Here is a 24,450-nt window from a genome sequence, read left to right on the forward strand (position 1 = left end):
GGAAAGGAAATCCGCTTTCTTTTCTCGTGCAAAAAGGTAGATAAATAAGCTATGAGAATCAAAGGAATCGTTTTTGTGTTACTTCATATCTATGCGATCGCGGTTTTTGCGCAACCTCCCCATGTATTCACACAATACACAGCGGAGGACGGGCTCGAACAGCGAATGATTCGACGAATCATGCAGGACAGTAAAGGTTTTCTATGGCTTGCTACCTGGGATGGGCTCTATCGGTTTGATGGGCAGACTTTTCGGAATTATAAAAACCACAAAGCCGATCAATTCCCTTTATTCATTGGTAACCGGATCAATACGATCAAAGAAGATAAATACGGTTGTATCTGGTTGCTCGATTACAATAAACGCATCTCACGCCTCAATCCGCTAACTGAGCAGATAACCGTTGTGTCGAATGAAGATTTGCTTGTCAATGATTTTTTTGTTCAAGCCAATGGGCATGTGTGGCTCGTTACGGAAAATAAGGGTTTACTACTTGCGCAAACCAATGCTCAGGATTTGAGCCTGCATCTACGGGATGTATCGAAGGAACTCAATATCCCCGCCAGCGAAAGAATAAATGCGGTTAAACTTGATCGCGAAGGAGATGAGTGGATCTTGACTGATACCGGAATTTACCACTATACGTCGAATAAAGGGCTTTTGATTAAGGCGAGTAGCAAACATCGATTCTATGATATGCTCGAAACAGAGTCCGGCTTGTTTTTTACATCCGATAACGGACGAATCGGACAATATAATAAAGAGCGCAGTCAGTTAGACACCATACAGCTCCCTACAGCCTCACGTATCTCTGTCTTACGCCTTATTGATAAAGAGACTTTGCTTTGCGGAACACAGAATGATGGTTTCTTTGTCATGTCGGTAGCGAATCAGCAGTGGAAGCATTATACGAAAAAGCGATTTGGAGAGATGCCCGATAACCGGGTACGGAATGCTTATGTAGACAAACATGGCGAAGTTTGGATCGAACAAGAGCATGTCGGGATTACACACTTTGAGCCCCGAACTGATAAAATCACCCACTTTATACTTCCTGATAAGAACGGGAAACCAATATCCAACGGACATCATTATCAGCTAGTTGTTGAGGATAGCCGGGGTAATTTATATATTCACCCCAATGGTGGCGGCTTTGCTTGGTACGATAGGGAAAGTAAACAACTAGTACCCTTCTATAACAGGCAACTACTTGATGGATGGGGCGATTTGGATGTGATTACGGATGTCTGTCTGGATAAGCAAGACAATGTCTGGATCAGCTCATTTGCCAACGGGCTCGAAAAGATCACGCTCAAAAACAAGCAGTTCAGTCTGTATGCATCTCCTCAATGGCAAAAGGGGCAGGTAAACTCCAGAGCCATCTTTATAGACCGTGATAAACGGTTATGGGTCGGTTTTCAGAATATGGGCGTTGGGGTTTACGATCGGAACCGGGAGTTCTTAGGCTATCTGCAAAGTAACGGCACTCTTTCGTCGGCAGAATCCGGGATGCAGGTAAATGCCTATTCGATTACACAGGATCACGAAGGTACAATTTGGATCGGAACTAAAGGGAATGGCGTTATCGCTGCTAAAGCTGGCAGTCGATCCGACACATTTGCGTTGACTCATTTCAGCTATAACAGGAGCGATGTTTATAGTCTGAGCGCGAATGATATTTGGCATATCTATGAAGATAAGGAGCGGCGGCTTTGGATTACGACGTGGGATGGAGGGATAAACTATCTGGAAAAAGATACCCAAGGGAGCTACCGCTTCATCAATTATCGGAATAAGCTCAAGCAATATCCGATTCGCTCATGCGCTAAGGCACGATGCATTACATCCGATGGCGAAGGACGTTTATGGGTCGCTACGTCTGATGGATTGTTGGTCTTTGATGAAAAGTTCGGGGATCCTTCCCAAATCCGATTCAATCGAATCACACATATTCCCGGTGATAAGGGGAGTCTGAATAATAACGACATTACGTATGTCCACTTGAGCGCCCGAAACGAATTGTATGTCGCTACATTTGGCGGAGGACTTCATAAGCTAATCTCTTATAAGAATGAGAAAGCCGTTTTCAAGTCATATACTGACAAGGAGGGGCTGCTTTCAAATATTGTACTATCTATACTCGACGATGCTGATGACAACTTATGGTTGTCCATGATGGAGGGGGTAAGCAAGTTCTCGCCATTGAACGAACACTTCGAGAACTTTTCCGTAAAAGAGTTTCCCCTGTCCATCCGATTCAATGATGGCAACGGATGCTATTCGGATGCCGATCAAAAGATTTTATTTAATACAACGCAAGGGGTCTTATGTTTCAATCCTGCGGCTGTTCATAAATCGACTTTTACACCTTCGATTGTTTTCACCCAGCTGCAACTGGGCAATCAGGTTGTTTTGCCTAATGACAGCACGGGCATTCTTGAGTTAAACCTTGATGCAACACCTCAGCTTGTCTTGACGCATAGGCAGAACTCTTTCAGTATCTCTTTTGCCGCACTCGATCTGAATGATCCGCACAACATCCTGTACGAATATCGACTAAAGGGGTTTGAGAGTATTTGGCATAAAGCAGGGAATACGGATTACGCCAATTATACCAATATCCCCAAGGGCGATTATGTGTTGGAAGTGCGGTCTACGAACAGCGATCGTGTCTGGGTGGATAATACACGCAGTCTGCCCATACGCATTCTGCCTTCGTTCTGGGAATCCCCTTGGGGAATCTGCCTTTATATCGTTTTAGGCATATTGGTGGCTGCGGCTATCTTTATCTATTTCCGGCTGCGGCAGAAAATACGCATGGAGCATCAGCTTTCTGAGTTGAGACTGCAATTCTTCACCAATGTTTCCCATGAGCTTCGCACGCCGCTGACCTTAATCACCGGTCCGGTAAAGAATGTACTGGAGCGTGACGACCTTGCTCCCGAAATACGTAACCAGCTTCGTGTAGTCGATCGGAATACCAACAGGATGACTAACCTGATTAACCAAATTCTGGACTTCCGTAAGATACAGGAACGTAAAGTGCAACTGAGCGTGCAAGCCATAACGTTGGTTCCATTTATCCGCCAGCTGATGGAATGCTTCAACCTATTGGCCGAAGAGCACCAGATTGATTTTACGTTGGAGAGTAACGCACCGGACATCATCGTATGGGCGGATAGCGATCAGTTGGAAAAGATCTTGTTCAACCTGTTGTCGAACGCTTTTAAATATACCCCGAATGGGAAACCGATCAAGATCGTTTTAGCAGAAGGGGAGCATGAGGTACGGATTGAGATAACGGATGAAGGCTCCGGCATTCCTGAGAATAAACTGAAACGTCTGTTCGAGCGGTTTGAGTCGGCTCTTGTCAGCCAATACATGAATCAGGCAAGCACAGGGCTTGGATTATCTTTGGTAAAGGAACTGATGGATATGCACAAAGGAAGTGTTTCGGTTCAGAGCCGGACGGGCGAGGGGACTAGCTTTGTTTTGCATTTCAGGAAAGGGAAGGCGCACTTTGATGCGGGTACTGAGTTTATCAGGTCGAATGGAAACGTTCCTGAAATTTATGACTGGAAAGAAGAACTGCCGTTGTTGACACATGAATATGAAGAAGAACCGCATGTAGAGCGGGATACTACCGATTCGGAAAACTTCGGGAAAGTATTGATTGTAGAGGATAACCAAGAGTTACGCTATTTCTTGAAAACAGCACTTCAGGGTGTCTTTTCTCAAATCATCGAAGCGGCAGATGGTGCGGAAGGACTTGAGAAAGCAAAAGACTGCCTCCCCGATCTGATCATAAGTGACATCATGATGCCGGGAAAGGATGGCATCGAACTCTTGCGCAGTTTGCGTGAGGATATCACGATCAGTCATATTCCTGTTATCCTGCTGACTGCAAAGTCGGCCATCGAGAGTCGGATTCAAGGGATCGAATTGGGAGCGGAAGACTATGTGACCAAACCATTCAGCATCGCCTACCTGAAAGTCAGTGTGGCCAACATTCTCGAACGACGGAAGAGGCTGCAAACGTATTATCGCTCATGGCCGTTGCGACTCTGCTCGAAGAGACGTCGCAAGAACCGCCTGTTTCGGTTGCAGAGATGCTTGAAGGAGAGCAACAGGCATTAGCTGGCACGATCACTACCAACGACCAGCTTTTTATGAAACGACTCATTGACAGTATCTATAAGAATCTGGACAATGGCAACCTGAAAATAGAAGAACTCACTCGTGAAGTGGGAGTAAGCAGAGTCATATTCTACAATAAAGTGAAGAACTTGACGGGACTTTCGCCTGTTGAGTTCCTGAAAGAGGTACGCTTGAAACAGGCTGCCCAGTTGATGCAATCCGATCTGAATATCTCTCAGATTGCCTATCAGGTCGGATTCAATGATGTGCATTATTTCAGTAAGTGTTTCCGCCAACAGTTTGGCGTTACTCCTACGGCTTATAAGAATAAAGAGATCCAAGAGCAGTCCGACCGGGAGGAGTGATCGCCCCCTGTTTATCGAATTATCGGCAAGAGCCTGTGGATTTGCGGCTCACCCCCAATTGGTTTACGATAAAATGCGCTGTTTCTGCGGTGAAACAGTCTCAATACTATGTCATCCTATATATGCTGTTGTTTCTTAGCCCCGGTAGCTCCCTTTACACTGGAATAATTATATATTTTAGGTGGAATATTTGTATAGCGGACAATATTCCATCCAATCCATGCAATTTATCCAACCCGTAGTCTCATCTTTTGCTTAAAATTGCAAGCGTAAAAATGGTGCGTGGCACTCAAATGATTTAATTTATCAATCTATAACTAATGTTATGAAACGTAGAGAAACGGGTTTATTACAAACTTTTCTGAGAATTACGAGTCTGTTATATCTTATGCTGGTTGTTCCCTATACCGCTTTGGGTAGTACTTCGCATCCGGTCTTTAAAGGCAACGAACGGGTGAAGTACAACTTCAACAGCGATTGGCAGTTGATGATCGGCGATGTGAAAAATGCACAAAGCATCGACTTTAACGATCGCGCATGGAAACCGGTTACCCTTCCCGCTGCTTTCAATGAAGACGAAGCGTTCCGTGTCAGTATCTCCGAGCACACCGATACAATCGTTTGGTATCGCAAACATTTCCGTCTGCCTAAAACAGCCCAAGGACAGAAGATATTCCTTGAGTTTGAAGGAATACGCTTCGGTGGTGAGTTCTTCGTGAATGGCAAATCGATTGGCTGGCACGAGAATGGTGTAATGGCTTTCGGTTTCGATATTACGGACTTCGTCAATTATACAGGCGATAATGTGCTGGCGGCACGTATTGATAACTCCTGGCGTTACCACGAGCACACCACGGGTTCCACTTATCAATGGAACGACCGCAACTTTTACGCGAATTACGGAGGAATCCCGAAGAATGTATATCTGCACGTTACGCCTAAAGTCTATCAAACCCTACCTTTATACTCCAATCTGCAAACAACAGGAACCTATGTTTACGCTCGCGAAATCGACATAACCAAACGTAGTGCGGCTGTTTTTGCGGAAACAGAGGTGCGCAACGACCTTGCCGTGGAGAAGACAGTGGAGCTCGAGGTACAGGTAGAAGATTTGGATGGTAAGATCATCAAGACATTTCATGCCACACCTGAAACCATTGAAGCCGGGCAGACTAAAATCATGAAGGCAGGCGAGCGAATAACCGGTCTCAACTTCTGGTCGTGGGGGTACGGCTATTTATATAATGTGTATACGCTGCTGAAGATCGACGGCAAACTGGTGGATGTGGTAAAGACGCGTACCGGCTTCCGGAAGACCCGTTTTGCCGATGGAATGTTCTGGCTCAACGACCGTGTTTTGCAAATCAAAGGTTATGCCGAACGTAGCACCAATGAGTGGCCTGCCGTGGGGCAGTCTGTCCCTGCATGGCTTAGCGATTACAGCAATAAACTGTTGGTGGAGTCGGGCGGTAATACAGTCCGTTGGATGCACGTAACTCCTTGGAAGCAGGATGTTGAGAGCTGCGACCGCGTGGGATTGATCCAACTGATGCCTGCCGGGGATGCTGAGAGAGATGTGGAAGGCCGCCGTTGGGATCAGCGGGTAGAGTTGATGCGTGACGCCATTATTTACAACCGTAACAATCCGTCGATCATCTTCTATGAGGGAGGAAATGATGCAATCAGCGAGCCACATATGGCAGAACTCAAAAGCCGTACGCGATTTGTATGATCCATTTGGTGGGCGGGCAATCGGTTCGCGCGAGATGCTGGATAGTAAGATAGCCGAGTTTGGTGGTGAAATGCTTTATATCAACAAAAGTTCGCATATCCCCATGTTCGCTACCGAATATTGTCGCGACGAGGCGTTACGCTGGTACTGGGACGAGCTTTCCTATCCCTATCACAAAGACGGAGCAGGGTCACGTTACTATCGTTCGGTTGTTGCCGGAAATCAGAAAAATATAGATACCAGTCCGTACAACCGTAACCAGGATTCATTCTTTAAGGAGTTGGTTACCCGTTGGTGGGATTATTTCCGAGTTCGTCCCGGCATGGGAAAACGAGTTAGCAGCGGTGGATTGAAAATTCAGTTTCATGAAGTAAACTCACATTGGCGCGGAGAAGAGTGTTACCGTCGCAGCGGGGTTGTCGATGCGATGCGTGTTCCGAAAGATGCGTTCTTTGCCCATCAGGTGATGTGGAATGGTTGGGTGGATATTGAAAAACACGGAACCTACATCTGTGGGCACTGGAATTATGGAGTTGCTCCTGCGTCTGCCGAAGGGGGTGTGAAGAAAGAGGTTATGGTTGTTTCCACAGGCGATAAAGTCGAACTGTTTGTCAACGGGAAGTCGAAAGGATTTGGTGAACGAAGTGTAGGCTTCCTATTTACATTCCCGAATATTAAGTGGGAGGCAGGAACGCTCGAAGCGATTAGCTACGATGCTGATGGGAAAGAATTGTCTCGCGGAAATAAAGAAACGGCCGGAATACCTCACCATATTACTATGAAACTCATGACCGCTCCGGATGGTTTCAAAGCCGATGGTGCAGACTTGGCTTGGTGGAAATTGAAGTTGTAGATAAGGAAGGGCGTCGTTGTCCCTTAGACAATTCCATGATCTCTTTTGATCTGCGTGGTGAAGGCGAATGGCGTGGTGGCATTGCCCATGGCGGCAAGGAGGGCAACTACGTATTGGAGAAAACGTTGCCGGTGGAATGTGGGATAAACCGTGTTCTGATCCGCTCGACAAAGAAAGCCGGGAAAGTGGTGTTGACGGCTAAAGTAACCAATAGCGATTTGCTATCTTCTTCGGCGGTTACGTTCCATTCGGTTCCGATGGTACAAAAGCAGGGTTTGTCTACCTATATTTCAGCCGACTACCAACCGGTGAATCTCGACCGGGGTGAAACGCCTAAAGGGGAGTCTTTTACCGTGAAACGGTATTCGGTAGACATTGTTTCCGCTACGGCAGGTAGCAATGAGGCCGATTGCGTCAAGAGTTATGATGATAACGAACTCTCGGAATGGAGCAACGATGGCCGTCTCGCAACAGGTTGGATCAAGTACGAGTTGGCGCATGACGCACTCGTGAATGAGATCGAACTCAAACTTACCGGATGGCGTATGCGTTCGTATCCGATTCAGGTTTTTGTGGACGATGAGAAAGTGTTTGAGGGCGAAACTGAAAAGTCACTCGGTTATATCTCCATTCCGGTTCAGCCTACTAAAGGTCGCTTTGTAACCATCAAACTAGTTGGGCAGAGTGAAGACAAAGATGCTTTCGGTGGTATTGTGGAAGTGGCTGCTGCTACGGCGGGCGAGCTTGATCTGTTCAAAGATCCCAACGCAGCTAATGCGAAAGGGCAACTGCGCATCGTGGAGGCGGAAGTTTATGAACAACGTTAATGTCGTGCAATGGAAGTCCGCTATTTTATAAAGATGAAACACCGGGTCTTGATACTCTTAATATTCCTAATTGGCAACTGCCAATTAGGAATACTGCATGCGCAATCTCATGTTCTAATCACTGCCGGACAGTCGAATACCGATGGACGTGTGAATAACCGCCTTTTGCCCGGCTATATGAAAGCATTGGCGACTGATACGGTTGGTTTTACTACCGGAGCGTATCGCTTCTGTAAGATTTCACAGAATCGTGGCGATGGTCAGTTTATTCCTTATTTCCCCAAGGGGAGGCTTACAGATGGGCTATGGGCTTACGATGCGGTGACGTATTATCTTTTAGAAGAGGCGTTGCAGGAAGAATTCTATGTGGTGAAATATGCTGTTGGCGGTACTTCCATTCAATACCCCAATGATTCGGCAAAAGGGCGTTATTGGTCGGCGAATGCAGATTGGCTGGCACGGACCGCTTCGTATGAGAAAGGCGGCCGGTCGCTGCTGTTATCCTTTACCGATGCCATCGATGAGGCGATTGATCGTACGTTGTCCAAACTAGAGGGAGGTTATACAATCGATGCTTTCTTGTGGCATCAAGGAGAAAGTGACGACCGCTACGAAAAGAAGTATTATGAAAACCTGAAAGCTGTGGTCGCTTATGTCCGAAGACATCTGACAGAGAAGACCGGGAAAGATTATATGCGTTTGCCTTTCATCTTTGGTTCGATTCCTCACGCGAACCGTCATTATAAGCCGCTTGTCGACGCGGCGATGCGACGAATAGCCGAGGAAGATCCCAACGCATATCTGATCGATATGTCCGAAGGCGAATTGCAAGGTGACCGGACACACTTTAACGAGAAAGGAGCAGAATACCTTGGGCGGGAAATGTATAAGGTATTAAGCAAAATCCAGAATTCGGATAAGTCCGGTTTTCGCGTAGCCAAGTACCGGGGTGATAAAGCCGCCGCAATCAGTTATACTTTTGATGATGGATTGGAGGAGCATGCTACACTTGTGGCACCGATGTTCGAAAAGCTGGGCTTTAAGGGAACATTCTGGATAAACGGAAACACCATTCGGCAGTGGGAAACAAATCCTGAGGCTATGCGGGAAGCCGGTAAACCGCGAATGGATTGGGCGCAACTGCAACAATTGGCCACTGCCGGGCATGAGGTTTCAAATCACGGATGGGCCATCAAAGCCTGCCGCGTTTGCATGGGGAAGCTCTACGCTACGAGATTCAACACAATGATACGGCTATCTTCAGTCGAACAGGTGTTTTCCCGCGTACATTCTGTTATCCGGGCAATGCCAAGAGCGATACATCGGTCATGGTTGCCTCCCAAGGACGTATCGCAACTCGTCTCTTGCAGTTTTCTGTCGGCGGAAAGTCCACCCACGCAAATCTTGAAAAACGTGTCGACGACTTGCTTGCCGCGGAAGATTGGGGAGTGACGATGACGCATGGAATTACGTACGGGTACGATCATTTCAGCGATGCGGAAATCTTTTGGGAGCATTTACGCAAGGTGAAGGCTCAGGAAGATAAAATATGGGTAGGAACCTTTCGGGAAGTGGCGGCATACATTCGGGAGCAAAAGGCCATAACGTATGAAGTCGTGAAAACCGCCAAGGGTTTTACGGTTCTGCCTGAACTGAAACTGGATGCATCTCTCTTCACAGAACCGCTAACGGCAGTGATTGAATTGGATAACAACCGGAAACTGACTGTTCGTCAGGGGAGACGGAAATTGAAAGTACAGATTCTCCCGGGCAAGGCCCTGTTTGATTTCGATCCTTTCGGGGGTGCTATTCATGTCGAAATGCAGAAAAACAACTAGTGCTCTTCTCTGTTTGCTCGATAGGGTAGCAGCTTTGAATTAGTCGTTTACTGATTTTGCTCCTTCCCATCCAATCATAGCCGCCTTGCGGGAACTTCCCCAGTGATATTCGCCCAGTATACCGCTGGATTGAATAACTCGGTGGCAGGGTATCAGGAAGGCTACCGGGTTACTTCCGACGGCCGAACCGACCGCGCGGCTGGCTTTGGGACTATCTATCTTTTGGGCAATGTCTCCGTATGTTGTCAGCTTTCCTGCCGGAATATGCAAGAGAGTCTCCCACACTTTTAGTTGGAAATCGGTACCTTTCACGTGAAGCTTGATCTCGGCCGGGTTCGACCAGTCTTGTGTAAATACAAAAACTGCGTTTTGTTGCAACCGGTCTGTAGTGTTGCTATATTTTGCGTTAGGGTATGTGCTTCTTAGGGATTCGAATGCTTCTTCTTCCTTATCGGCAAAAGCCATGTAGCAGATGCCTTTTGGGGTAGAAGCAACCAGAATGTTACCGAACGGACTTTCGGCCAGGCTGTAATTGATCGAGAGGTTTTCGCCTCCGTTCTTATATTCGCCGGGAGTCATGCCTTCAATGTGTACAAAGAGGTCGTGCAAACGGCTTGTACCCGATAGTCCTACTTCATGCGCTGCATCAAAAAGCGACGCACGGGTCTCCTTCAAGAGACTTTTTGCATGCGCAAGGCTTATGTATTGCAGGAATTGTTTGGGACTGACTCCTGTCCACTCGGAAAACATCCGCTGGAAATGGTACGGACTGAGGTGTACATGCTCTGCCACCTCGTCCAGACTCGGTTGCAGTTTGTAATTTGCATGGAGATATTCAATCGCATCCTTGATTCTTTCGAAATCGATGATCTGCTGTGTATTCATTCGTAGTCCTTTCTTTTTGTTGTTCGACCCATGCAACTAATCCGGAATATGCGCTATGGGCATACTCTTTGTCGTTGCGATTTGTCTCTTACCGGGTACAAAGTTAGTCAAAAGAAGGTGGATTGGAAACCCGAATCTTGCGGTTATTTGTAATATTTTCCTGTGACGGCAACCGGGGTAATTTCTATAATACCCGTGGCTTTGAACATGTTTTCCGGAAACTCGAGGTGGCTGAGTTCAGGGGTATATTTTTCTACAACGCGTTTGAGTACGTTCCTTTTTAGATCCGTTTCGTCCACCATCTGGGCATTCCCCAATAGAATAACACTGCGGAATACGGTATTCGTATCACACACAATATGCTCGTCGGGTAAGATCGCGCCCATTTCGTCAACCTCGAACCCTACCTTGGAATCCAGCTTTAGATAATCTATCTTCTGTCCCTTTACAAGTCCGTGAATGTAGATCTTTTCATTCCAGTAAATGTAGTGAACGGGTACGATGTACGGAAATCCGTTCGGGTCGTTAGTTGCTATTCTGCCCACCTCCGATTTATTCAATACTTCGGCTATTTCGGTTGCATTCAACGGATGCTGTTTCATTCTTCCTTGCATAGTTTGCTCTTTTATAAATGGTTAATAATTCTTTTATCGGACGCAAAGGTATGAAACAATAGGACTATCTTTGTGGCTCAGAATGAATAAAAACAGATAGTCCAGATGTTTGATTTAACCCCGCTTCGAGCTCAGATAGATAGAACGGCAAAGAAAGCCATTTATATACAGATAGCCGATGGTATAATCGGATTCATCAAAAACGGGACGTGGAAAGCCGGCGAGATTATGCCCGGTACACGGCAGGTTGCAGCCGAACTTCGTGTGAACAGAAACACGGTGGTGCAGGCATTTGATATTCTCTTGGCCGAAGGCTGGCTCATTTCCGAAGAACGGAAACGAACGTGTATCTCCGATAAGATACAAATTACTCCTGCGAGCGAAAAAGAAGAGGTTCAACAGCCGCTGACCGAAATATACAGAAAGGATCTTATCTTTTTCGACGATGGATTGCCCGATGTCTCATGCGCTCCGATGGAAGAACTTGCCCGTGCGTATCGCCGGATCTTTAACCGTAAAGCGAGGTGGCAGATTATGAATCTGGCGAGTGAGTTCGGGGATGAAAAGTTTCGTCACGTCATTTCCAACATGCTGAATCAGAACAGAAGCATGAGAACCTCTTCGCATGAGATCTGCATAACAAGAGGAAGTCAGATGGCCTTGTTTCTCACGGCTCATTGTCTGTTGGAACGGGGCGATGTTATACTGGTGGAAAATCCCGGTTTTAGGCCTGCCTGGGAAGCATTCGAACATGCCGGAGCTCGCATCATTCCTATCCCCGTTGACGATGAAGGGATCGATGTTATCGAGGTGGAGTCGGTCCTGCAAAAGAGAAAGGTAAAGGCTGTCTACCTGACGCCACATCACCAATATCCGACAACGGCAACGCTTAGCTTGGCACGTCGGCTGAAGCTGATTGAACTGTCCAACCTCTATGGGTTTACGATTATTGAGGACGATTATGATAATGTGTTCCATTTCTCACAGCGTCCCGTCTTGCCCATCTCTTCGTTCGAGAGCATGGACAAAAGCAACTACGTCTATATCGGCTCTTTGAGTAAGCTGATTGCCCCAGCGATACGAGTTGGATACATTGCCGCTAGTCCCCGTTTCATAATTAAGATCGGGCAACTGCGAAAGATAATAGACGGACAAGGCGATACGATTATGGAGCAGTCCATCATGGAGTTGATTGGCGATGGCGATATCCGGCGGCATCAGAAAAGAATGCTCAGCTATTACGAGCGGAAAAGAGATTACTTCGCTTCACTTCTGGACCATTACCTGCCTGATAAAGTTATCTATAAGAAGCCTGATGGCGGGCTTGCTTTCTGGATCAAGCCTGTTGCGACTGTAGACCTGTTTCGGCTTAAGCAGCAGGCCAACACCCAATTAGTTAGCTTTTATACCTCCGATCGATTCAGCTTCGACACTCCTATCACCGGACTCAGGCTGGGCTATGCGTCACTATCGGAAGCAGAATTAAGTAATGGAATTGAAGTATTGGCTAAACTTCTGTAAGTGTATGAATATATATGCTTGACAATCCATTGGTTAATCATTCGACGTTTCTGTATGAGTGTCCCATCTTTCAGCTATTAATAGGTATTGTCTCAAGTATTAATCTCTGTTAGGTAAACTGTTAATAACCTGGAAGTTCAGTGTTAATACTTGATTGCTTGCTAAAAAATGCTCGCAGATGCTATCAATCCCGGAAGGGCTAAATGCGTAATCTTTACGTATGAACCTCTTTTAGCTCACTGCTAAAGTGATGTGGACCATGCATAATTCTATGTTAATCTTCGCTAGAAAAAAGGCTATTCACTACGTCTTCCGTTAAGTGCAAGCTAGAGAATGCATTACATCGATAGCTAATTAACCTACAAGCTATGTTATTCAAGTGAGCAAACAAATGTAATCGACTATATGATTAAATCACTTTTTTACAGAACAGGCTGATTGACAGTAAAATACAATGCGCATACTTTCCTGATACTGATTTATTCGATAGACAACACCAATAGCCAAAGCTGTATATTTGGCAAAATCCCCTGCAATAGATAATACTAATCAACCCAAAAAGGCATTTTTGCCCATTAATTTTGCTGTTCCACAATATGTGGAACAGTTGACTCACAATTGTGCAACGGCTGTCCCACATATTGTGAGTTACCTGTTGCATAATATGTGAGTTAGCTAATTAAAAGGAATAAATAGAAGAAACGATTGCATAAATGTACGAATAGAGGCCTACATTATAGATTTAAAAAAGCTTCTTTGGTTCATTCGATACTCTTTTTCTCGGGGAGAAGGCAAGCCATGCTGATTGCACATCGAAAAAAAACTCATTTTAAAAAGAAGGCGCATTGTAAACGATTGATATGATGAAAGATATGCAAAAAAGTGACGATGACGACATACTCAAGTAAAACATCCTGCATAATATTTTTTTCAGGTTTCGGCGATGGAATAAGGAACGCAAGTCCGCTGCATGGATTCTGTCTCGTTTGCAAAAAGAGTAAAAACTTGAGTAGTCTTAGAGAAATTGAGGGATCCAAATTCTATGCTTTTGCAGATGATCCTATTCTACTTTTTCAGGCAGAAAGATCGGAGGAGGATATAAAAAATATAGGTCCATAAACTGCTGCTTATGAACCTATATTTATATTTTGTGGACCAGCCTGGGCTTGAACCAGGGACCTCCAGATTATGAGTCTGTTGCTCTAACCAACTGAGCTACAAGTCCGGCGTATCCTTTTATCGGATGCGGTGACAAAAGTAGTGCTTTTTGATGAACTATGCAAGAGCTTTCAATAAAAAACCACTATATTTTCTCTTTTCAGAATTTATATTTGCGCTTTGGATTCTTGGGAAACCAACCTTTCTTTACCCGGTCTTCTTGTTCGAATACTTCCTTGATCGTCCAAAACGAAGAGAATGCAAATACGCCTAACAGAGAGGACAGTATTACATTATCTATACTTAATGAGGCTATTACACCTGCAACACCTAAAGCCAGAAATATCCACCAACATTTAGTGCCCCAATAGTACTCGGCCTTTACTACCACGGGGTGAAAAAGACCGATTATTAAGAAGGTACAAATTCCGATGAATAATCCTGCTAGGTGATATTCGTTCAGAAATTCCATACGTTTACTTTTCTATGCGAATTGGTATTTCTTTCTTAATGCTTTGTTCCAGGGATATCAAAGTCTCGGTAGCTACCACGCCCGGTATTTCCTGCATTTTGTTATTCAACAAATCCATCAGGTGTTCGTTATCGCATGCGTATAGTTTAGTTAGCATGGTATAGGGACCCGTAGTAAAGTGGCATTCTACAATTTCCGGAATTTTTTGCAACTCAGCTACTACGGATTTGTACATGGAACCCTTTTCCAGTTTAATTCCGACGTAGGTGCAGGTTCTGTAGCCCAGAGATTTTGGATTGACATGATATCCTGAGCCTACGATGACACCTAGATCGATCAATCTTTGTACGCGCTGATGAATGGCCGCTCGTGATACGCCACACTCTGCCGCAACGTCTTTGAAAGGGATACGGGCATTCTGAGAAATGATCTCTAGTATCTGCCTGTCAAGGTTGTCTATTTTTTCCATAATAATAAATTTTTAATTTCCGCTTGTTATCAAATAGTAAACAAATATAGATATTTATTTTAAATCTTTCTCTTTTTCTAGAAAAAAAATAGGTAAAAGGCAAAAAAGAGGTGCAAAAGTCTTTGCACCTCTTACCTATTCAATTTAAAATAGGTCTTTTATTTAGTCTACTCTTATTTTTCGATACCTAAGAGTTCAACTTCAAATATCAATGTAGAGAAAGGTTTGATTTTACCTGATTCTCTTGCACCGTAACCCAATTCTTGTGGGATGTAAAGTTCCCATTTAGAACCTACAGGCATCATAGTCAAAGCTTCTGTCCAGCCTTTGATTACTTGGTTAGCACGGAAAGTAGCAGGCTCGTTGCGAGTGTAAGAGCTATCGAATTCTGTACCGTCGATCATTGTACCTTTGTAGTTTACTTTCACTTTGCAAGTGTCAGCAGGAACTTCGCCTTTGCCTTCAGTAAGTACTTTGTACTGCAATCCGCTTGGAGTTGTTTTCACACCATCTTTTGCTTTGTTGGCAGTAAGGAATTTCTCGTTTTCAACTTTGTAGTCAGCATATGTTTCTTCCAAAGCTTTTGCTTTGATGCTTTCCATGGCTGTGCGAGTATATTCTTGAGCAGCTTCCATGGTCATCAAACCACCTTTTTCCAATGTACCGGCGATGAAACCTGCCAAGAAGTTGTCTTTGCTGATTGTTTTGGTTGAATCACCTGCAAAAAGTTCTTGGTTGATACCTTTCACCATCTGGTTGCTGATTTGTTGTCCGATTTGCAGACCCGCCATATAAGCGATGTCTTTCTTGCTAGTTTTGTTAGCACCTTCGTTCAAACCTTTGATAAAGTCTGCCATGTAAGTAGTATCCACTTCCAAACGGCCTACCAAGTAACCTTTCAGACCTTGAGTCTGAGACATACCGATGGAATAAGACAGAGAATCGAGTTCTGATTTAAGATTTGCTTTTGGTGCTTGAGCTGTACAAGAAGCAAGGCTTGCAGCAGCGGCAATTGCCATAAAAATACTAACTTTTTTCATTACGCTTTTGATTTTTTTTATTTATAATACTTCGAGTAATTCTACTTCAAATATTAGTGTGCTGTGTGGTGGAATCGTTTCACCGGCACCTCTTGCTCCATAACCTAGGTCAGAAGGAATGTAGAGTTTCCATTTGGCGCCTTCGGACATGAGTTGCAGTGCTTCTACCCATCCCGGGATAACTTGGTTAACACCGAATACGGCAGGTTCTCCACGACGAACGGAGCTGTCGAACAGTGTTCCATCGATCAATGTACCTTCATAATGGCATTTTACCTGATCGGTAGCTTTGGCTTTTTTGCCACTTCCTTCGTTGATGACTTCGTATTGTAGTCCGCTGGGTAGTGTAACGATACCGGATTTCTTTTTGTTTTCTTCGAGGAATGCTTTGCCTTGTCCTATGTTGGCTTCGCTCATTTGAGCTTCCAGTTCTTCGAAGTACTTGTTAACTATTTCGCGGGCTTCCTGATGGCTGATAGCTGTTTGGTTGCCTTCTAATATATCTTTGATGGCTTGGGCGAAGTCATCTACTGCGATGCCTTTAGCACCCATGCTTACTAAGTTTTGGCCTATTCCGAGACCAATTGCATAACTGAATTTGTCCATATACTATGTTTTGTTGGAGATTGTAAGCGTTGTGCCTTCATGGTTTTAGCTTTCAATCGGTTGCAAATTTATGAAACGCAAAAGTACGTGTTTTATTTGAATGATTTAGCTTTTGGTATTTAAAAATTCTTATATCTGTGAAAGTTCGTTGCTTTTATTTGCATATTTGCTGGGTTTGTAGCGAAAGATTATGATCTAGAACGTCAGGAAGTATTTACCTGACAGTTGTCAGACGGAAGTTCAATAGGTTCTCAGGTACAAGGATAACAGGTGTAGGACGATTAAATTTAGCCTATGGGCACTCAATTATATGTGGGTGAAAGTTTTATTATTCTCTACTTTCTGTTTATTTTTGTATAGCGTTAAATTAAAGGAGGCATAGTTATGAAAAAGTTGGTCGTTTTGTCGGGGGCAGGTATGAGTGCCGAGAGTGGAATTAATACATTTCGCGACACAGGAGGTTTGTGGGAGCAGTATTCGGTAGAAGAGGTGGCTACTCCTGAAGGTTATAGACGCGATCCGGAACTTGTGACTCGTTTTTATAATGAACGGCGGAAGCAATTATTACAGGTAGAGCCAAATCGGGGGCATGAATTGTTGGCTGAGTTGGAAAAGGAATTCGACGTTACGGTTGTAACTCAAAACGTAGATAATCTGCACGAAAGGGCTGGTAGTAGCCGGGTGATTCATCTGCATGGTGAACTTACTAAGGTTTGCTCGAGCAGAGATCCAAATAATCCGCATTATATAAAGGAGTTGAGTCCGGATGAATTCGATATAAACATCGGCGATCTGGCAGGTGATGGTACTCAATTGCGTCCCTTTATCGTGTGGTTCGGTGAGGCGGTACCAATGATTGAAACGGCAGTCAGGTATGTAGAGCAAGCGGACTTGTTTGTGATTATAGGTACTTCGATGAATGTATACCCTGCTGCCGGTCTGCTGAATTATGTTGGATATGGAGTACCCGTTTATCTGATCGATCCCAATCCGGTGGATGTACATGCTTCTCGTAAGATACATGTTATCCGGAAAGGAGCCTCTGCGGGAATGGCTGAATTGATAAAGACTTTGTGTACGAAAGGTGCTCTTTAGTTGAAAAGGCTAGCTTGAAGCGCTTCGAGTCTTTTTTAGTCGCCCGCTCTTTTTGAGGGCTTCGGTTATGATCCATTGGAGTTGTCCGTTGGTACTACGAAATTCATCGGCTGCCCATTTCTCGAGGGCCTCCATTGTTTCGGTATCTACGCGCAAAACAAAATTTTTAGTTGAAGATTCTTTTTTGGCCACTATCTTATTGCTTATTATTCAGTTTTATCAATAATGCTTGGTGAGCCGGTTAGTTGTTGGCGGTTCCGGCTCACCAAGCAAGTTACTATTAATGATTCAAAGTGCCGGTATTTACCACCGGTTGTGCTGCTTCATCCGCACAAAGAACAACTAGTAGGTTACTAACCATGGCTGCTTTCTTGTCTTCGTCCAACTCAACAATATCCTCTTCGGAGAGCTTATGTAGGGCCATCTTGACCATCGATACAGCTCCTTCTACAATTTTCTCACGAGCAGAGATAATGGCGGAAGCCTGTTGACGACGTAGCATGACAGCAGCGATCTCAGGAGCATAAGCTAAATAGTTAATGCGAGCTTCGACTACTTGCATGCCGGCCATGGCTAAGCGTTCATTCAGCTTTTGTTCCAGCTGCTCGTTTATCTCTTCACCACCACTACGCAAAGTGAGTTCATTTGTGTCGGCTTCGTTGTCATCGTATGCGTACAAACCCGCTACTTGGCGAAGGGCAGCATCACTTTGCACACGCACAAAATCTTCGAAAGCATTCATTCGTCCGGCAACGGTTACGCCTATTGAACCATTACCTTTATTGTCGGCCATGGTCTGCGCATCAATTTCAAACATGGCTTTATAGCTATCTTCGAGTTTCCAAACTAGTACCAAGCCAATCAATACCGGATTACCTATTTTATCATTTACTTTGATGGGCTTAGCTTCCATATTACGCGCCCGCATCGATAACTTCTTTTTATTCATGAAAGGGTTGACCCAGAAGAAGCCCGTTTGGGTAAAAGTGCCTTTGTATTTACCAAAGAAAACCATTACGCGTCCCTCGTTGGGCTCTTGTGAGAAATATCCCGGAAGCATGAGAAAAAAACTTGCTGCGAAGATGGTGGTCAACAGGATTGAAGCACCACTGCTCATTCCAATATTTGCTGAGACTGCAGCCAAGAGTGGTAGCGCGATTAAGTTGATTAATAAGGCTGCGAATCCATTGATTGCAGTTCCTTCATACGTAATTTCTTTTGTTCCCATAGTTGATTGTTTTATGATATTGTTTTGATATCACAAATATATTGAATAATATTTGATAAAACTAAGATGGGAACTTTTTATTTAAGGATTATTAGTGCTTTACTCAATAGTGTGCCGATAAATGTTCGGTTTGTAATTTTAGAGAAAATACTTTTTTGAAACAAAGAAACGCTTTGTTTGGTCAAATATTTATTTTCCGGACATGGTGCTATTTTTGAAAGGATACTTTTATGGATAAATAAGTGGCTTATTTCTTTTATTTATTAACAAAGGCTTTTCATCTTCTGACCGCAACGAATAGTAGTAAAAAAACAATATTAATTAAAAGGAAAATGCAACCAAGTGTTGTTTTTTTTACGTAAATTTGCTTTTGACTTAATTCTTATAACCATGAAAAGGACTTTTTCTTCCCTACTATGCTTTCTGTTTTTACTAGGAATCGTTGCTAAAGAGCAGTATTTTAAACATTTAGGGTTATCGGATGGATTGTCGCAAGTCTGCATTCTCTCACTCTATCAAGATGAACTAGGGGCTGTATGGATGGGCACTACGGAAGGCTTGAATCGATACAATGGCAAAGACCTGAAGATATATCGTCCTTCGCAAGATAGCACAAAGTTAACCAAGAATGAGATTAGCGAACTCTGTGGTGATGGAAAGGGCACAATGTACATCCGATCTGGGAATGATTTGGTACAACTAGATCTTTATAAAGAAGAATTTACTTGCTTGCGTCGCGGTGATGTAAAGGGGCTTTTTTGTGCGGAAGATACGCTCTGGGTAACTTGTAAAAACGGTGTTTATTATTATACAAAAACAAGGCCTGAATTGACTTTGGTGACATTGCTGGAAGAAGAAGTCAAACGGGGGGAAGCCTTGTATGTAGACAAGAAGAATATATGGGTAGTTACTCTTGATTATTTGGTAGCAATTTCGCGTGAGAACCATGCGTTGCAAGAAAAAATAGTATCGCTCAACAGGGGTAGATGTATATCCGGTGATAGTGATGGTAACATATGGGTTGGGTCTTGGAATGGCTTGTATCGTATTTCTCCAAATCGGAAAGTAACGCATTATCAAAGTCAGGCTGAGGGGGGAGACTTATCGGATAGCCAAGTTAGATGTGTGCTGGAAGATGATTTTAAAAATATATGGGTGGGAACCTTTCGTGGTCTCGATAGCTATAATCCGGTTACTGGCGAGTGGGAACACTATACCCGATATGGTAATTCATCAAATACTCTGAGCCATAGTTCAGTTTTGTCACTCTGCAAAGATATGCAGAGTAATATTTGGGTAGGGACTTACTACGGAGGAGTTAATATGTTCAACCCGAATAAGGCTACGAATCGTTTTTATAGTGCGGAGCCTTTGCAGGAAGATTGCCTGAGCTTTCCAGTAGTAGGAAAAATGGCGGAGGATAATAACGGTAACTTATGGATATGTACAGAAGGCGGTGGCTTGAATTGTTATCACGCCGACACGAAGAAGTTTACCCGCTATCAACACCGGAAAGAAGACCCAAATAGTATTGGAAGCGATAACCTGAAGTCTATCTATTACCGGAAAGAAAATAACCGTTTGTATGTTGGAACTCATTTGGGAGGGTTGTTTGTTTTGGATCTGGAATCGAATAAAGGCCGGACTTTTCATCCCGTAAAAGGTGATCGGACATCATTGCCGCATGAAATCGTGAATGATATTCAAGCATATAAAAATGGTCTTGCTTTATTGACACAGGGGGGACCGGTATTTATGGACCCGGTCACGGAGAAGTTTACACCACTTTTGAATGATGCGAAAATTTGGGAACTGGCTAGCGGGAGTATCTGTATGAGACTTTTCTGATTGATAGCAAAGATAGGATGTGGATGGCACTTACCATGGGGGGGGTAATATGTATTCATCTGCCATCGGGTGAAGTAACTCGTTATACATCCGAAAGTTCGCTCAATGCGGCAGTTGGCAAATTTAAAATAGTTCATATTTTTGAAGATAGTGCTCAGGAAGTCTATTTCTCTACCATAGGTTCGGGAGTCTTTAAATATAACGAGAAGGATCGATCTTTTAAGTCTTATAGCACCAGCAACCAGCTCCTGCCGAGTGATTATTGTTACTATATATGTGAGTCGATAGATAGCCATCGCTTGTTTTTTTTGCATGGTAAAGGAATCACTGTTTATAATAAGGATAAGAGAGAAGTGGAAAATACATATCATTTGTTTAATCAAACGTATAGTCAAGGATCGGCTTTGTTTCGAGTTGAGAAGGGAAGTGTTTTGCTACTTGGAACCAATGGACTGGCTATATTTCAGGAGAGATCTCTAAAAGCGCTTCCGGCCAAAAACTTTCTGAATTTCGATAAATTACTTATTTTCAATAAAGAAGTTGTACCCAATGACGGTTCTGGTATCCTGACCGATATATTGGCCAGAACATCGGACATCTATCTAAACTTTAAACAAAACAATGTAACTATCGAATTCGCGACTTTTAGCTATAACAACGATCGGAATTGCCTGTTTGAGTATCGCATGGACGGCCTTGATAAAGTCTGGACGCAAACCAATGGTACATTGATAACTTATACGAGCTTACCGCCGGGAGATTATACGCTTCGCGTACGTGTATTGGAGAGTAAACAAATAGAAGCTAAAGAAATATCTTTGAAACTGCATATTTCAGCTCCTTTTTATGCGACAATCTGGGCTTATCTGATTTATTTTATTTGTCTGAGCGGCTTGTTGTTGACCTTTATACGTTTTAAAATGAGGCAAGCTGCTTTAAAATCTTCTTTAGAGTTTGAACGAAAAGAGAAAGAACGGATTGAGGAACTGAATCAAGTGAAATTACGTTTCTTTACTAATATTTCTCATGAGTTTCGTACTCCGTTAACTCTCATTTTAGGGCAGATTGAGGCTTTGATGCAAATGGATAAGCTGGGTTCGATGGTGCATAATCGCATCCTGCGTATTTATAAGAACGCTTGGCATATGCGAAATCTAATTTCAGAACTGCTCGATTTTCGGAAACAGGAGCAGGGTTACTTAAAACTTAAAGTTGAAGAACAAAATCTGGTGCCTTTTACCCGGCAGATCTATTTATGTTTTTATGAGTACGCTCAGAATAAAGAGATAACTTATCGTTTTATGCATCTGGAAGATACAGTCTCGGCATGGTTCGATTCGAAGCAGCTACAAAAGGTTATTTTCAATTTACTGTCTAACGCTTTTAAATATACTTCCAATAAAGGAAGTATTACGGTGGAAGTAAGAAAGGTTGCCTCACAAGCCGTTGTTATAGTGAGTGATACCGGAAGCGGTATCTCGCAGGAGCATCTGTCGAAAATATTTGATCGGTTCTATCAGACAGATACGACCTCTTTTACTACTTTGGGAACCGGTATTGGGCTGGCGCTGGCAAAAGGTATAATGACCATGCATCATGGTACAGTCGATGTGGAAAGTGAAATAGGCAAAGGTGCCAAGTTTACGCTATCTCTACCTCTGGGAAACCGACATTTTAGTGATGAGGAAATGGCTTCTACGGAAGGTCGAGAATCGGCTATTCTTCCAGAAATAGCATCATTACCTTTTTATAGTACTCCAATCGAAGAAGCTGTAACTAATGCCGAGTTTTCAGAGGAAGAAAACAAACCGGTCATTTTACTGGTGGAAGATCATGAAGAATTACTCCTTATGTTGAAAGAGATATTTTCACCGATGTATGAAGTGTATATTGCATACAATGGACGTGAAGGTTGGGAAATGGTACAGCAAATACAGCCCGATTTGATTGTCAGTGATGTGATGATGCCTGAGATGTCCGGCAAAGAACTGTGTTATAGAATAAAGACTAATGTGGAACTTTCTCATATTTCTGTAGTATTACTGACCGCGCAGACTTCTGTAGAATATGCTGTTGAAGGGTTTATGTTCGGAGCAGATGATTATGTGACAAAACCATTCAATGTGAAAGTATTGGTAGCTCGCTGTAATAATTTGTTAAATAATAAGAAGCGCTTAATGTCTTACTATGCAGGCAAAGTAATAATGGAGACACCCGCTTTGGAAGCAGTAAATGAACGTGATAAAGAATTTCTGGCGAAATGCGTGAGTATTGTGAAAACGAATTTTGAAAACTTGCAGTTTGATGTTACGATGCTTGCTTCCGAGTTATGTATGGGACGCAGCAAACTATATATGGAGTTTAAGGGTATAACGGGATTGACTCCGAACGAATTTATATTGAAGGTGAAGTTAGATGAAGCAATGTACCTGTTGAATAATCATTTCGATTTGAATATCTCGGAAATCTCTATGCGGCTAGGCTTTTCTTCTCCGCGTTATTTCAGTAAATCTTTTAAGGCTTTCTTTGGAGTAACTCCACAAAGTGTAAGGAGTAAAAAAAAGTAATCTTCCTGTTTAAACTTAATAAATGCCTTATGCGTTCAAAGAGAGAGGGGCAATTTTGCCCCTCTTACGTTTAATGCGATATGTTATGTCGGTTATTCTTTTCCGAGGTTAAACTCGGCTACTTGTAATGAACTTCCAGAGGTTATCCCATTCAGGTCGCTCCAATCCACTAATTTAGCTTTTATATACCTATATGTCGATTCTGGAATAGCTATTTTATTTTCAATCGTACTATAATCAATTGGAACGCTTTCTTGAATCACGTCAAAGTTTTCGCCGTCGTGACTACCGTAGATAGAAATACCCCATATTCTTAAGTACGTCATTGAGTTACTGCTTCTGTGCGACCAAATGAAATAGTTGAAAGTTTGTTCAGCTTTTGTATCAACAACGAAGTACAACTCATGTCCTTCCGGAGTGTTACAGCCGTTTACCGTTTTACCTGGTTTGGCTAGCGATAGATAAGTCGTAGTTGCTTCATCTAATAAGTGTTCCGGTAATCCGGTCGTATTGTCAGGTACATAATTTGTCTTGTCTGCATTTTCGTATCTGATAGAAGTATCTATTGTCCATAAGTCTCTCTTGAATGGAAGAGAATTATTTACAGTAATTGTTATATCTGCTGTAATCTCACTAGCATCTGTAGCGGCTGCGGTAATTGTAGCACTTCCTGCTGATAAAGTTTTCAGTATACCATCCGTTATTGAAATGACACCTTCATCTCCTGTTATGTTATAGTTTAAAACCTTATTCCCTGCATTTTCCGGTAGTATTTGCATGACTGAATTTAAGTCGAATGTCTGGCCTGCTCCAAGAGGCTGCCCGAGTAACTCTGTTGGGAATTTTATCTCTTTAACTAACGCTGCAGGAGCTGCCCCTTGAGTAATGGGGATACTTACCTGATGCTGTTCGTCATAGATTAGAATTACGGTGGTTTTTCTTTCTTCTATAACTGCCGACTCCTTGATTTCGATATTGACCTTGGAGCCATTTTCAATGGAGCTAAGCACCATTCAGCTTGGCTGATAATATAAATATGAGAGGATTTGACTCCTTTCGATACCACAAAATCACGTTCCAATATACTACCTTTATAAGTTGTAGAGAAAGCTTCACTGGAAATCTGAATCCAATCTTCTGGAATTACAGTAGTTTTATCATCATCACTGCAACCTATGGTAGAAAATATTCCTAA

The 24,450-nt window shown here is 43.3% G+C and carries 17 protein-coding genes, 1 tRNA gene and 1 pseudogene; 9 read left to right on the forward strand and 10 right to left on the reverse strand.

Translation table 11 applies throughout. The features are described 5' to 3' along the window. The first annotated feature begins 51 nt into the window (after positions 1-51). From JCM10512_RS05890 to JCM10512_RS23500, 5 genes and pseudogenes are all read left to right on the forward strand, one after another. On the forward strand, positions 52-4,137 hold the full coding sequence (locus JCM10512_RS05890; RefSeq protein WP_244436953.1) for a two-component regulator propeller domain-containing protein: 4,086 nt from the start codon (positions 52-54) through the stop codon (positions 4,135-4,137). A gap of 32 nt (positions 4,138-4,169) precedes the next feature. Beyond that, positions 4,170-4,502, forward strand: a complete 333-nt coding sequence (locus tag JCM10512_RS23490) for a helix-turn-helix domain-containing protein (RefSeq protein ID WP_244436954.1) — start codon at positions 4,170-4,172, stop codon at positions 4,500-4,502. 361 nt (positions 4,503-4,863) lie between these two features. After that, positions 4,864-7,914: pseudogene (locus JCM10512_RS05895) on the forward strand (glycoside hydrolase family 2 protein). Between the two features lie 33 nt (positions 7,915-7,947). Next, positions 7,948-9,366, forward strand: coding sequence for a sialate O-acetylesterase (locus tag JCM10512_RS23495; protein ID WP_081741240.1), 1,419 nt, complete (start codon positions 7,948-7,950; stop codon positions 9,364-9,366). Further along, on the forward strand, positions 9,339-9,752 hold the full coding sequence (locus JCM10512_RS23500; protein WP_081741236.1) for a hypothetical protein: 414 nt from the start codon (positions 9,339-9,341) through the stop codon (positions 9,750-9,752). The genes JCM10512_RS23495 and JCM10512_RS23500 overlap by 28 nt, the downstream gene beginning before the upstream one ends. Before the next feature lie 39 nt (positions 9,753-9,791). Here JCM10512_RS23500 and JCM10512_RS05910 read toward each other — a convergent pair whose 3' ends face one another. Together JCM10512_RS05910 and JCM10512_RS05915 are read right to left on the reverse strand one after the other, a co-directional pair. After that, on the reverse strand, positions 9,792-10,637 hold the full coding sequence (locus JCM10512_RS05910) for a methylated-DNA--[protein]-cysteine S-methyltransferase (protein ID WP_044161343.1): 846 nt from the start codon (positions 10,635-10,637) through the stop codon (positions 9,792-9,794). A 143-nt stretch (positions 10,638-10,780) separates the two neighbouring features. Next, the gene (locus JCM10512_RS05915) at positions 10,781-11,251 is read right to left on the reverse strand and encodes a pyridoxamine 5'-phosphate oxidase family protein (RefSeq protein WP_044161345.1); all 471 of its coding nucleotides are present in this window, start codon (positions 11,249-11,251) and stop codon (positions 10,781-10,783) included. A gap of 105 nt (positions 11,252-11,356) precedes the next feature. Here JCM10512_RS05915 and JCM10512_RS05920 point away from each other — a divergent pair, with 105 nt between their 5' ends. Then, positions 11,357-12,772 (forward strand): aminotransferase-like domain-containing protein, encoded by a 1,416-nt coding sequence (locus JCM10512_RS05920; RefSeq protein ID WP_044161347.1) that lies wholly within the window; start codon positions 11,357-11,359, stop codon positions 12,770-12,772. Positions 12,773-13,923: 1,151 nt separating this feature from the next. Here JCM10512_RS05920 and JCM10512_RS05930 read toward each other — a convergent pair. The 5 genes from JCM10512_RS05930 to bamJ (JCM10512_RS05950) form a co-directional block, all read right to left on the reverse strand. Further along, positions 13,924-13,997, reverse strand: a tRNA-Ile gene (locus JCM10512_RS05930). A gap of 93 nt (positions 13,998-14,090) precedes the next feature. Further along, a complete protein-coding gene (locus JCM10512_RS05935; RefSeq protein ID WP_044161352.1) occupies positions 14,091-14,402 on the reverse strand; it encodes a DUF4491 family protein in 312 nt (103 codons plus the stop codon). A gap of 4 nt (positions 14,403-14,406) precedes the next feature. Continuing rightward, positions 14,407-14,871: an Lrp/AsnC family transcriptional regulator gene (locus JCM10512_RS05940; protein ID WP_025076302.1), complete on the reverse strand. Its 465-nt coding sequence runs from the start codon at positions 14,869-14,871 to the stop codon at positions 14,407-14,409. Positions 14,872-15,044: 173 nt separating this feature from the next. After that, positions 15,045-15,911, reverse strand: coding sequence for a BamJ family beta-barrel-assembly machinery protein (bamJ, locus tag JCM10512_RS05945; protein ID WP_044161357.1), 867 nt, complete (start codon positions 15,909-15,911; stop codon positions 15,045-15,047). A gap of 21 nt (positions 15,912-15,932) precedes the next feature. Beyond that, positions 15,933-16,517, reverse strand: a complete 585-nt coding sequence (gene bamJ, locus JCM10512_RS05950) for a BamJ family beta-barrel-assembly machinery protein (RefSeq protein ID WP_044161359.1) — start codon at positions 16,515-16,517, stop codon at positions 15,933-15,935. A 384-nt stretch (positions 16,518-16,901) separates the two neighbouring features. Here bamJ (JCM10512_RS05950) and JCM10512_RS05955 point away from each other — a divergent pair, with 384 nt between their 5' ends. Next, the gene (locus JCM10512_RS05955; RefSeq protein ID WP_044161361.1) at positions 16,902-17,612 is read left to right on the forward strand and encodes an SIR2 family NAD-dependent protein deacylase; all 711 of its coding nucleotides are present in this window, start codon (positions 16,902-16,904) and stop codon (positions 17,610-17,612) included. 9 nt (positions 17,613-17,621) lie between these two features. Here JCM10512_RS05955 and JCM10512_RS05960 read toward each other — a convergent pair whose 3' ends face one another. Both JCM10512_RS05960 and JCM10512_RS05965 read right to left on the reverse strand, forming a co-directional pair. Then, positions 17,622-17,804: a type II toxin-antitoxin system antitoxin gene (locus JCM10512_RS05960; RefSeq protein ID WP_044161363.1), complete on the reverse strand. Its 183-nt coding sequence runs from the start codon at positions 17,802-17,804 to the stop codon at positions 17,622-17,624. Between the two features lie 88 nt (positions 17,805-17,892). Then, positions 17,893-18,840 (reverse strand): SPFH domain-containing protein, encoded by a 948-nt coding sequence (locus JCM10512_RS05965; protein WP_044161365.1) that lies wholly within the window; start codon positions 18,838-18,840, stop codon positions 17,893-17,895. 390 nt (positions 18,841-19,230) lie between these two features. On the opposite strand from JCM10512_RS05965, the gene JCM10512_RS23505 reads away from it, so the two are divergent. Both JCM10512_RS23505 and JCM10512_RS23510 read left to right on the forward strand, forming a co-directional pair. Next, positions 19,231-20,688: a ligand-binding sensor domain-containing protein gene (locus JCM10512_RS23505; protein WP_244436956.1), complete on the forward strand. Its 1,458-nt coding sequence runs from the start codon at positions 19,231-19,233 to the stop codon at positions 20,686-20,688. A 35-nt stretch (positions 20,689-20,723) separates the two neighbouring features. Continuing rightward, entirely contained in the window at positions 20,724-23,255 is a 2,532-nt protein-coding gene (locus JCM10512_RS23510) for a hybrid sensor histidine kinase/response regulator transcription factor (protein WP_244436958.1), read from the forward strand. 92 nt (positions 23,256-23,347) lie between these two features. Here JCM10512_RS23510 and JCM10512_RS05975 read toward each other — a convergent pair whose 3' ends face one another. Further along, positions 23,348-24,268, reverse strand: coding sequence for a discoidin/SUN/FTP domain-containing protein (locus JCM10512_RS05975; protein ID WP_044161367.1), 921 nt, complete (start codon positions 24,266-24,268; stop codon positions 23,348-23,350). Positions 24,269-24,450: the final 182 nt, after the last annotated feature.

This window comes from Bacteroides reticulotermitis JCM 10512 (assembly GCF_000517545.1).
GTDB lineage: Bacteria > Bacteroidota > Bacteroidia > Bacteroidales > Bacteroidaceae > Bacteroides > Bacteroides reticulotermitis.